At 46.1% G+C, this 11038-nt stretch carries 16 protein-coding genes; 11 read left to right on the forward strand and 5 right to left on the reverse strand.

Annotated elements, in window-relative coordinates; genetic code table 11:
• Nucleotides 1-7 precede the first annotated feature (7 nt).
• The 9 genes from DYA43_RS07200 to DYA43_RS07240 all read left to right on the forward strand — a co-directional run bounded on the left by DYA43_RS07200 (nt 8) and on the right by DYA43_RS07240 (nt 6467).
• Nucleotides 8-235, forward strand: a complete 228-nt coding sequence (locus tag DYA43_RS07200; RefSeq protein ID WP_081035198.1) for a hypothetical protein — start codon at nt 8-10, stop codon at nt 233-235.
• A 28-nt stretch (nt 236-263) separates the two neighbouring features.
• Nucleotides 264-479 (forward strand): hypothetical protein, encoded by a 216-nt coding sequence (locus DYA43_RS07205; protein WP_055453529.1) that lies wholly within the window; start codon nt 264-266, stop codon nt 477-479.
• Between the two features lie 131 nt (nt 480-610).
• Nucleotides 611-2059 (forward strand): hypothetical protein, encoded by a 1449-nt coding sequence (locus tag DYA43_RS07210; protein WP_061056521.1) that lies wholly within the window; start codon nt 611-613, stop codon nt 2057-2059.
• A gap of 8 nt (nt 2060-2067) precedes the next feature.
• Nucleotides 2068-2409: a DUF2523 family protein gene (locus DYA43_RS07215; RefSeq protein ID WP_061056522.1), complete on the forward strand. Its 342-nt coding sequence runs from the start codon at nt 2068-2070 to the stop codon at nt 2407-2409.
• Between the two features lie 5 nt (nt 2410-2414).
• The gene (locus DYA43_RS07220) at nt 2415-3785 is read left to right on the forward strand and encodes a zonular occludens toxin domain-containing protein (protein ID WP_061056523.1); all 1371 of its coding nucleotides are present in this window, start codon (nt 2415-2417) and stop codon (nt 3783-3785) included.
• A 135-nt stretch (nt 3786-3920) separates the two neighbouring features.
• Nucleotides 3921-4160, forward strand: a complete 240-nt coding sequence (locus DYA43_RS07225) for a hypothetical protein (RefSeq protein ID WP_061056524.1) — start codon at nt 3921-3923, stop codon at nt 4158-4160.
• Between the two features lie 711 nt (nt 4161-4871).
• On the forward strand, nt 4872-5426 hold the full coding sequence (locus tag DYA43_RS07230; protein WP_061056525.1) for a hypothetical protein: 555 nt from the start codon (nt 4872-4874) through the stop codon (nt 5424-5426).
• A 175-nt stretch (nt 5427-5601) separates the two neighbouring features.
• Nucleotides 5602-6096 (forward strand): hypothetical protein, encoded by a 495-nt coding sequence (locus DYA43_RS07235; RefSeq protein ID WP_061056526.1) that lies wholly within the window; start codon nt 5602-5604, stop codon nt 6094-6096.
• Nucleotides 6093-6467, forward strand: coding sequence for a type II toxin-antitoxin system YafO family toxin (locus DYA43_RS07240; RefSeq protein ID WP_061056527.1), 375 nt, complete (start codon nt 6093-6095; stop codon nt 6465-6467). Before DYA43_RS07235 ends, DYA43_RS07240 begins: the two co-directional genes overlap by 4 nt.
• Before the next feature lie 30 nt (nt 6468-6497).
• On the opposite strand, the gene DYA43_RS23050 is transcribed toward DYA43_RS07240, so the two are convergent.
• The 4 genes from DYA43_RS23050 to matP form a co-directional block, all read right to left on the reverse strand.
• The gene (locus DYA43_RS23050) at nt 6498-6872 is read right to left on the reverse strand and encodes a phage protein (protein ID WP_061057220.1); all 375 of its coding nucleotides are present in this window, start codon (nt 6870-6872) and stop codon (nt 6498-6500) included.
• 115 nt (nt 6873-6987) lie between these two features.
• Complete coding sequence (locus tag DYA43_RS07250; RefSeq protein ID WP_047456815.1) at nt 6988-7317, reverse strand: hypothetical protein; 330 nt, start codon at nt 7315-7317, stop codon at nt 6988-6990.
• A gap of 122 nt (nt 7318-7439) precedes the next feature.
• The gene (locus DYA43_RS07255; RefSeq protein WP_061056528.1) at nt 7440-7757 is read right to left on the reverse strand and encodes a DUF3634 family protein; all 318 of its coding nucleotides are present in this window, start codon (nt 7755-7757) and stop codon (nt 7440-7442) included.
• Between the two features lie 11 nt (nt 7758-7768).
• The gene (gene matP / locus DYA43_RS07260) at nt 7769-8218 is read right to left on the reverse strand and encodes a macrodomain Ter protein MatP (protein WP_020331088.1); all 450 of its coding nucleotides are present in this window, start codon (nt 8216-8218) and stop codon (nt 7769-7771) included.
• 166 nt (nt 8219-8384) lie between these two features.
• On the opposite strand from matP, the gene DYA43_RS07265 reads away from it, so the two are divergent.
• Together DYA43_RS07265 and fabA are read left to right on the forward strand one after the other, a co-directional pair.
• Complete coding sequence (locus DYA43_RS07265; RefSeq protein WP_061056529.1) at nt 8385-10028, forward strand: S16 family serine protease; 1644 nt, start codon at nt 8385-8387, stop codon at nt 10026-10028.
• A 71-nt stretch (nt 10029-10099) separates the two neighbouring features.
• Nucleotides 10100-10618: a bifunctional 3-hydroxydecanoyl-ACP dehydratase/trans-2-decenoyl-ACP isomerase gene (fabA, locus tag DYA43_RS07270; RefSeq protein ID WP_061056530.1), complete on the forward strand. Its 519-nt coding sequence runs from the start codon at nt 10100-10102 to the stop codon at nt 10616-10618.
• A gap of 132 nt (nt 10619-10750) precedes the next feature.
• Here fabA and rmf read toward each other — a convergent pair whose 3' ends face one another.
• Nucleotides 10751-10924, reverse strand: a complete 174-nt coding sequence (rmf, locus tag DYA43_RS07275; RefSeq protein ID WP_020331091.1) for a ribosome modulation factor — start codon at nt 10922-10924, stop codon at nt 10751-10753.
• Between the last annotated feature and the right edge of the window lie 114 nt (nt 10925-11038).

Below are 11038 nucleotides of genomic sequence, written 5' to 3' on the forward strand. Positions count from 1 at the left end.
GGCTGTCATGAGCAAGTGCGTAATCGACTACAACGGCTATGTGATGACGTCATCGACGGCCTGCGATTACGTGGTGTTAACGTCAGACGAAGCCAACAACCTACTCAATAACACTTCGTCTGATTCGTTAAATATCGACCCTGCTTTGTACTCCACCGTGTCGGGCTATCTGCTGTTGTCCCTCATTGGTGGCCACATCCTTGGTCGAATCGTTAAAGCCCTCGGTAGAGGGTGACACTGTCACTAACAACGGAGATACACCCATGAAATACATGAACCTTCTGAAACAACACTCTGCAAAAATCGCGGCGGGTACTGGTGCCCTAGTCCTGTCTGGTGCGGCTCGTGCTGACGTTGCTGAATCCATCACCACAGCAGTGTCGACTGGCCAGGCTAACTACACGCTGGTTGTGGTTGGTCTGATTGGTTTGGCGGCCATCGGTTTTGGTCTGCGTGCCATCATCGGCGCGATGCGTTAAGCCATGACCGAGCTGATATCTAACGTCATCACCATACTCTTAGCCCTGGCTAATGGTGGGGCGTTTATATACGGCTTCTACACTGGAATCAACGCCTCCTAACGGGGGCGTTTTACTTCATGGGGTGGCTTATGCAAGCGGCAATCAATACCTGTCTGACTCTCCTACTTTTACTCTCCGTCTTTCTGTCAGCGTCTTCTCATGCCGAGGATGACACTCTGTGCCCGATAGGATTTCAGCGGACTTTTCAGTGGAAATACACCGAGTTTGGCGTCTATCCCAAGGAAGGGTTTTGCTCATCTCTGGACAACTGCCGCTATCGTTTCAACACATCGACCTGTGACGACGGCAATGTCCTGTGTAGCGGTATCGGGTTTGGGGATGGCTTTTACTGTGGCGACGATAATTCACTTCCTACGTGTGACGATAACAACAACTGTGAAGCACCGACCCCAGACCCATCCGACCCACTTGATCCGAAACTGGTCTCTTACGATGTGGCGTGTGGCTCTTACTTCTATGACCAGGGCAACACTAAAGGCTGGAGCGGAAAATGTGACGGCTCCTTGCATGTGCCGGACTACACCGAACCTCTGAACTATCTCAAAGGCGTGATGCAAGACGCTCGGCGCTTAACCTTTGGTAACGCTCAGGCACTCGAACACCTCAAGAAAACCGTCGATACCTTGCCAAGTGATATCAACAATGCGATGGAGATGTCTGAAAACCGACTGATTGAGCGTATGGATGACACGATGAGTAGCGCCAACAGCACGATTGTGACTAGGCTCGATACCATGATTTCCGGTGGTGTGTCGCTCATCCCTGAGACCAACACCAAACTTGAAGAGATTTATGTCGAAGCCAGGCTCGCCAACCTTAACGCGTTCTCGGCCATGAGCAGTAATAGCCGGATACTCGGTATCGAACAACTGCTGTTTATGGAAGTGATGCCTTCCCTGAATACGCTGAAATCCGACACGACCGACCTGCGCAAGTCCAGCGCCAAACTCTCTAAGGACACGGCCGAAAATTTCACGACCACCAATGGCAAGATTGACTCACTGGAAAGCACCACGTCCGGCAACTTTGACGCCACCAACACCAAGATTGATGGGCTGGCCGATGGTTTAAAAGCCTTGTCTGAACAAATCAGCGCGGGCTCTGGTACTGGCTCTGGTGACGTCGACCTGTCTGGCATCGAGTCCAGGCTCAAGGGCATTCAGGACACGCTCAACGGTGTCGGCCTGTCCGGTCGGGCTTTCGAGGGGCAAGTCGATTTTGAAGGCAATGGCCTTTACGGTTCGGACGCGATTGACAAGCTCCAGGGCGAAATCGAACAGCTTCAGGAGCAATACCAAGAGCAGATGGGACAGTTTAAGTCCCTGTTCACGTTCGACGAATCTCAGCTTAACTCTGGCGAATACGTCAAACACGAATGGACGTTCACCTTTGCCAATGGTCGCACCAACTCATTCAGTTCAGGTGTGTTCCCTGCACTGCTCCAGAACGCCAACTTTATCGCCGCCGTGTTGTTGTTCCTGGCGGTACTGCTTGGCATCAAAGCCCTGACGGATTAGGAGGACGTATGCAATTTTTCGTTGATCTCATTAGCTCACTCGGCGACTTCGGCCAGACCATCGTCGACTTCCTGGACTTCGTCCCGACCTACTTTCAGCAGCTCGTTGCCTACATCAACGTGTGGTACATCAAACTCAAACTCGTGGGTCTGATTTGGACAATGCAGGTCTACTACGCCACCGCCAAGATACTGCTTGAAGAAATCGGATTCACTCAGGCGATTGCGTCAGCCTTTAACGCGCTGCCGGATGAACTGCGCTACTACGCGCACGCCTTTGGCCTGCCTCGTGCTATCAGTGTCTATTTCAACTTCGTCGCCACGGGCTTCGTCATGAAAATGCTGAGGTAACACCGATGGCCATCACCATTCGCACGGGCGCGAACGGCGCCTACAAATCTTCCTATGTCGCCTACTTTGTTATCCTGGAAGCGCTCAAAGCGGGTCGAGTGGTCGTGACCAACATTGAAGGCATGCAACCACTGGAAGAAATCGCGCGCCGGTTCGATATCGAGTTCCCCAGTACGACCCGTTTGATCCGCATCTTCAGCCGTGACAAAAACGGCATCGACCTGTGGCAGCACTTCTTTTGCTGGTGCCCGCTTGGGGCACTCATTGTCATCGACGAATGCCAGGATATTTTCTCTAAGAACATCGGCTTTCGTATGGAGAAAATCACTCACCGTCCTTTGGCCGAGTTCCTGCCGCATCTGCCGAAAGACTATGAGAACTTCTTCAACTCGCGCCACGTCCCTGTCGATATGTCCAAGCTCGACGCCTCGGAGATAGACGACCGCGGCCAGGCAGAATTCGACGAAAACGGGCGCATCATCTACCCGCTCACGTTTAACGAAGGCTTCACTCGCCATCGCAAATACAACTGGGATATAGAGCTGCTCTCACCGGATTGGGCGCAGATTGATACCGTCATGCGCGCCTGTTCGGAGCAGTGCTTCTTTCACAAAGGCAATGACGGTATGTTCTGGGCGAAGCGCAAGCCGCTTATCTACAAACACGCGAAGAACACCTCAACGCCTGTTATCCCCAAAGGCAAAGACCCCAACGTCATGTCGGTCAAAATCCCGCTTGATGCGTTCCTGCTGTACAAGTCCACGGCCACCGGAAAAGCGCAACAGTCCGGCGCCGTGAACGTCCTTTATAAAAGCCCGAAATTCCTGACGGCCTTGGCCGCGGGTATCGGCTGCATAGGATACTTTCTCTATGGTTTATCCGGTCTGGTTCTTGGTACTTCTGAGGAAGTATCGGACGCGCCCACGGCGCACACTCAATCTCAGGTTTCTCAATCGACCCAAGGCGCTGGTCAAAAAGATGCTGAAGGTGCTGGCGTTCTACCTGCTCGTGGGGCTGGCCATCCGGCTAACAGCGGTGCCGCTGATTCAGTTGCTCTTGCATCAAGCCGGGTTGAACTGATGCGTCAAATGTTGGGGCTCTATGAAATACAGAGCCTCTACTACACTGGCCACACAACCAGGCAAACCAACAAGGGCTTTAAGTTCATGGTCACGCTGGAAGCCAGGACACCGGAAGGCACCTATTACTTTGATGACACCTTCCTCAAGGCCAATCACATCAGCTTCGTGCACTACGACGATTGCCTGTTGCAGCTGACCAAGGAAGCGGTCAATCTGAACGTGTTCTGCAAGCCTCGCCAGGAGCAACAACGCGAACCCGAACGCGCTGAAATCAAGCTGAACTCGATATTCTAGGACTGCTATCATTTTTCGAACCGGTGAGGTGTTTTCCAGGCGAACAATGCAATCAAAACAGCGATTTTGCCTGGAACAATCGAGTTATTTTGCTATCATATTTCGACCAGGCAAAATCTGCAGAAAGGAAAAGTGATGGCGATAACCATACGAGATACAGAGCAGCATGAGAAAATGCTGTCAGACCTGAAAGACCTGACCAACATCCCCACCATGTCCAAGAGTCTTATCCAGGGCGGCTACCTCGCGCTGCGCTACCATAACCTGTACGAGCAAGAACGCCGAGAGAACGAGAGACTGAAAGCGGAGCTGCGAAGCCTGCGCGGTAAGGTCGATGTGTTCGTGACGGCCTTTGATGCGCTCAAAGCCAAATAACACGCCCTGAGCTGCTGCGAAGGGATAAGCGCCCTACTCAGAACGCCAAGAAACCCGCCAGGCCACTGGCGCGAGACAAGCCCACTTCGGTGGGCTTTGCTGTATCCTGGGAGAACAAAAACAGCCGCCTCCCTGCCAGGCCATTGCTGATGGCCAGCGAAGAAGGATCTTCAATGATCTCTATTCTTAAAGCACCTGGTGTTTTGGTGTTGGCGAAGGCCGCGGACGACGACGAAGACTGAGGAGGAGGAGCAGACGCAGCCAACCCCCGTTCTGTATCACGGGGGTAAATTCCACGCAACCTCATGGCGTTAACGGGACTCAGACAAAAGAAAACCGCCCTTTCGGGCGGTTAGCTTAAAGCAAGCAAAGGTTTTTCGATTGTGAGCTCACACAGTATCCGGCTTACTGTTCCTGGTCTACGTGTCTGAAATCACTTTGCGATTCATTTCAATCGGATAACTGAAATTCACTGATTACTCAGTATTAGTAGTTAGGTCTGAACTACAAAGCCGTGCTCGTATAACACCCCATTGGGTAATACGGGGTGAAAGTCTGACCTCGTTCCTGCCTATGGAGCTAATCACCCTATGGAATTTGAAACTGTTTTTTCTTTTCTTGATTGAATTCTAATATTAAGTCCCCATGTTCTAATATGTGACTAATTGTTTATGTTTGTCACTTTTGAAATAACCATAAGGATGAAACAAAATGGGTTTATTAGAAGATAAGAAACTTGCAGATTTAGAGCAAAAAATAGAAAAACTTAGACAACCAAGAAACGATTTTTTCATGAAGGTCAAGGCCGAAGTGTTACAACATCAGAAGACTAAGTTTCATGATTTTTTGAAAGAACATGGATTCCAAGTCTCTGAAGATCAACATAGACAAGCTATTGAAGGTAATTATCAGGGGACTATTAAAATCAAGCTCTCCTATCCAAAACTGGAAGACAGCTTTTTTGGGGCTGACTCGGTTTTTGACTTAAGCTATTTTAAAAATGCTTCGAATAAACCCGTTAGAACTTGCAAAGTGGGGATGAACATCAATCGTACTAGTACTCCTAGTTTTGGTGGTGTTTTCATTGGTGGAACTATGGACGCTAAGAAGATGGAGTTCTATGAACAAACATTAATTCCTTTTTTAGAAAATGTTGGTACAGCAGACATTACTGGTGATTATACTTTGACTATTCTTGAGCCCGTTGCTCCGATGAGTGGAAAATACACTGATTTTTCAGATCTTCTGAATGACTTCGTTTCTTGACCCTTCTCACCGAATAGATTTTTAAGCAGCTGAAATAGCTGCTTTTTTTGTGGTGCGTTTTGGAAGCCACATCTCCACTCTAAGCGACTTACGTTATATCTTACTTCTGCACATATTTATAATGTATACTGTCTAAAAAGTCATATTGACATTTTAAGTTTTACAGTGAGGCCGTATGCAATCTCAAACTATGAAAGGCAAAGGTATGCCTGATGTTATTAGCCCCTTGGCTGGTATCGTCTCGGCTGTTCGTTTCTTGTTTCATAGTGATTCTGAACAGCATTCCATGACTCGGCTAAACCAAGGCTTTACCCAAATGGTTAACGGTCTTAGTCTGATTCTTGGTGCGTCAGAACAAATCTTGAACGATAAAATTGACAGCGTGATAGATACCGAGCTGTCTGTTTTGACAGAGTCACAACTTGAAGAATTTGAAGAATTTGAACAGCTTGTTGAGATGCTGAGACCTTTGGTTCTTGATAGAGAATCAGGCTTTCCGGAAGACTTTAGACGAAGCATTGCTCGGGTTATAGAAAGAGCTCAAATTCTGAAAGATTTAGAACGGCAAATGCGTGATCAAGAAACCGTCTCTCCTAGCTTAACTCATATCAATTCGCTGAAAGGCAAAACAGAGGTTTTTATGACTGTACCGGGTTGGAAGGAAGCATGACAGCTAGAGTTTTTCTATCAGAAGGTATTGATTGGACTACACCCGGTAACGAACAGTTAGTTGATGACTTTAAAAAATATGTTATTGATAAAAAATTGCCGACCTCTTTTGGGCGGGACGCACCGCTAAATAGGCCAAAGGATGCACTATTTGCTGGCTTGTTCCATTTACATCTAGGTGATTTTAATCGACATACTTTTCAGTATCATAGAACCTCTGACGACTGGTTGATATATGCCAAAGGTTTATATGATTCTAATATGTATCTACTTATCGACGTATTAAGCCCAGATGCGCATAAGCAATCAAATAATATTGACCTTGTAAAATCTTATATTGCTATAGCTGATAAATTCAGAGACACCTTTTAAAGCAGCCGATAGGCTGCTTTTTACTACCGTTTAACTTCTTTGTTTTAGTCTGCTTAGCGCTCTTGCGATTTTAAGTAGTTTTGTACTTATTTTTATTTCTAGTTCGGACTGGATTGATAACAGTGCTATACCCGTTAGAATTTCTTGAGGTGTAACACATTGCCCTGTTGGAAGCTCAAGCTTATCTCTAACCATGCGGAAATTTTCCCAGTTAGTGAGGTGGCTAAATTCCCTACACTTAGCCATTCTCATTAATCTTCTGCACTCTGGTGGTATCTCTTTTCCACAATCCCACCCCGTGACCGTCCTCACAGATTTAAAACATAGTTTTGCGGTTTCTTCCTTGCTCAACTCGCATTCAAACTTACGAAATATGTAGTTCTTTGTCATTTTCCGATAGTGAATCATACAACCTTTGGTAATCCAAAGGCTCTATATGAAGGTTATATGAAACTTGATTCAACATAATCGGACATAATGCGCACTAAGGTATAGCTCCAAATAACATCGGGGATCTGACCTAAAGATCGTCTGCATTGATGTGGATTCTTATAAATCGCTCTGGTATTTGATACTTGTACTTTGTTCCAGTCTTGATCACTTTCTTGATTCGCATGCACAACTGACCATCGCCTAATGTTGAGACTTTGACTATCTGTGTTTGCTTGTCGTTGTTGTGTTTCATCTCGATAAATACATCACAAAAACCCTTTGTATCGATGTTCTGCTTGGAAAGCACTTTGATTATTTGAGATTTTATTTGTCTGGCTACAGCGTTAGTTTCCGAATCATCAGCAAATGCAAACTGGGAATTCAATACGATCAGCGCGGTTAGTAACTTTACTTTCATTTGTCGCTCCATAAAAAACGGCTGAATACTACATTGAGCATTCAACCGTTTCAGTCTGAAGTTTCTTTGTTCCGTAACACTTAACGCACTACTGAAAATTCGATGTATACAGAAACCTATATTCAGCGACTCTTTTTGGTTTTATCGCCATTCGTCTTGAAACCTTGATGTGGGAAGACATTTCGAATTCTTTGCTGTACTTTTTTCGGTACCTGATTCGAGAACACCAACTTTATGCCACTTCTTCGATGATAGACTTTAAGCTCGCCATCAAACGGTGCATGTTCACCAATTTCAGCCACATTGTGCTTAAACGATGGCGGGAAATGCCCTTTTGCATCGGTTACTGCTCCGTCTTTAAACTTAACTCTCAGAACAGGCCTGTCGACCGCAACCAACCAGAAAATGACGATTGCAGCAATCAAAATCACATACAGCATCTTGCTAACTCCTAATCAGACAGCAATTTACTCAAATCTTCTTTCAAACTTGAAACCGTTCGACTCGCTTTCTCGCTGCGAGATGCCTCACTCAAGAGATATTCAATGGCATCAGATAGCGTACATCCGAGTTCATTGGCTCGCACAGACAATTTTTCCCAAACCCGATAGTCAAGATCAATCGACTTCTTACGTGTATGAAGCTGTTCAGCATTAAAATGGCGCTTTCGCTTGGCGCGGATTGCCTGTTTGAGCTTATTTTCCAGCTCAGGTGCCATGTGCTGCTCAATCCATTCAAGTACCAATGTCGGCTCATGTTCAATGGATTTTAGCTCACGGACAGCGTTATCGGCTTCACTGCGATCAATATGATTGGTGATCGCTTCGCCATCTTTCCATTTTTTGATTAAGTACTGCCACTTCCAACCGCATTCCAAGTTTTCGAGTTGTTGATATTTCATGTCTGGCAAACCTGTTAAAAATTAGGGTGACAGCGTAACCCAAATCGTGCTTTGTTTTCAATTCAATCCGTTAAAAACAAGACTAAGATCATCCCAAATATCAAAGCTATTCGCGCTTTAGGTTTTTCTATATAATTTACGTCCTTTTCACCATTTCGATGATTCAATGACACAAGATATCTGGCGTTTAGTCACGCCCCAGTATGATCAATTCAATGCTGAGTTTTCTCAATACCCTAGCCTGCCTCCTGTTTCTCTGTTTGGTACTCAAACTAGGCTTTCACAAGCGATTGAAAGATTCATACACATCAATGGATTTAGTCGTGTTCTGTTGATTAATGCTCCAGACAATTCCATTTATCGCTCTCTGATAAAGGAACAAATGGATAGCCTCGTCACAACGGCTCCGGTTGTCGTCACTGAAACATTGAATATGGTGACTATTTTTGGCCAGGTTAAAGCCGAAAATGGCCAAGTCGTCAATGAGACAAGCGGATTACTGGACCAAGCAAATAATGGTTATCTTATTGTTTCAGCGAACCTTTTACTGGCCAACCCTGCCACTTGGCCAATGCTGAAATCAGCCATTCTTGGTGATCCCGTTTCGCCACTCAACTGTGACCCTAAGTCACCAATCCAAACACCATTAAACAAGCGCTATAACATTAAGTTAGTGGTGGTTGGCGATAGAAATCAATTGGGTGATGTGGACTTCCTTGATGCCGATATACACGCAGGACTTTGTTTGTTCAGTGAACTCGAAATGGATATCAAGATTGAGCCAGAAACGATTACAACCTATCTTGGCTATTTACGATGGATCGCTAATCGATACCAGCTGCCGGATCTTAGTCAGAATGCCATCGAAGCCGTGATGACTGCCGGAGCACGTTATACAGAAGATCAGCACTACGCTCCGTTGTGTGTCATGTGGCTACGCGCTTTACTCGAAGAAGCATCACTCATCAGCAGTGGACAGCGCATTGAGGAAGACCATGTCGAGCTAGCGCTTAACCAACGTTATTATCGTGAGTCTTATCTGCCTGAAAGAGCGCTCGATGACATTCTTGACGGTCAAGTAATCATTGAAACTCAAGGTGAACAGATAGGACAGGTAAACGGCCTGACAGTCATTGATATTGCTGGACACCCTGTTTCTTACGGCGAACCTGCACGTATTTCGTGTGTTATCCACTTTGGTGATGGCGACATCTCAGATGTTGAGCGAAAAGTTGAACTGGGCGGCAACTTACACGCCAAGGGTATGATGATTATGCAAGCGTTTGTAAGCAGCGCCCTGAACCTTGACGTACCACTTCCTTTTTCAGCATCCGTTGTGTTCGAACAGTCGTATAGCGAAGTCGATGGTGACAGCGCATCGTTAGCTGAACTGTGTTCTTTAGTCAGTGCTCTGTCCGAGTACCCTATTGATCAGCAAATTGCGGTAACTGGCGCTGTTGATCAATTTGGCCGTGTTCAGGCCGTAGGAGGACTGAATGAAAAAATTGAAGGCTTCTACCGTGTTTGCCAACATCAAGGTTTTACAGGGGAACAAGGTGTGATTTTGCCAAAAAGTAACCTTAAACACCTTGCGCTTCATAAATCTGTCGTCGAAAGTATTAAAAATGGTGAATTCAACATCTGGCCAGTATCCAATGTTGATGAAGCTGTACCGGTGCTCATGAACAAGCCGTTCCGTGGTGATGATGAAGATAGCGTGATCAGCCGGATCGCAGAAAGAATTGAAAACTTTGAAAAACACGTTCAGCCACAAGGATTTGTGGAACGCGTCAAAAACTGGTTTGTCTAGTACTGATCGGAGTTGTTTGGCGTACACGTGTTCACTAACATGCACCCTATCAAAAATTGGAGTAATTGATAATGCAGAACAAACGCGACTCTTATAACCGTGAAGATCTTTTAGCTTCTAGCCGTGGCAAACTTTTTGGCCCTGGTTACCCTCAACTACCAGCACCAAACATGCTGATGATGGACCGAGTGACTAAGATGTCTGAAACTGAGGGTGAATTCGGTAAAGGACTTATCCTTGCTGAACTAGATATCACTCCGGATCTATGGTTCTTCGATTGTCACTTCCCTGGTGACCCAGTCATGCCTGGTTGTCTTGGTTTGGATGCCATGTGGCAGCTGGTTGGTTTCTTCCTTGGCTGGGTTGGCGGTAAAGGTAAAGGCCGCGCTCTGGGCGTTGGTGAAGTAAAATTCACAGGGCAAATTCTGCCAACAGCCAAAAAAGTCACTTACGAAATTCATATGAAACGTGTTGTGAACCGTAAACTGGTTATGGGTCTTGCTGATGGCCGCGTACTGGTGGATGGAAAAGAAATCTACGTTGCTAAAGATCTGAAAGTTGGCCTTTTCCAAGACACTTCAGCATTCTAAAACGCTGCGATTGAATCTAGCCGCTCAGTTGAGCGGCTTTTTATTAGTGCAACATTTAGTTATAGTGCGTCAGGGTGTGTGTCTATATAAAAAGCCCCTTTCGGGGCTTAGATCCTGTGTTGTATGTGGAGGTTATTTATAGAGACCAGTCTGTTTGTCTTCTCTCGCTTCACGCCAACCACCTAGCCAGAAGGAACGAGCTTCCATTTGCTGATAGGGACACTCTTCTTGCGATCGACCATTCAGGCCAGCTTTGTATCCCTGAGATTGTGCTCTTTCCAGGCGATCACGCTTTTGTCTCTTCATAGTGAAGTCCTCATACAGTAGCTTGTGTCTAACTTACAACTATTAAAATGGCGTGGCATTTTTATTACCACACCATTAAGAATTGCTCAAAAAACCACCTTCATCAAGGCAAAA

This window comes from Vibrio fluvialis (genome assembly GCF_900460245.1).
Classification (GTDB): Bacteria; Pseudomonadota; Gammaproteobacteria; order Enterobacterales; family Vibrionaceae; genus Vibrio; species Vibrio fluvialis.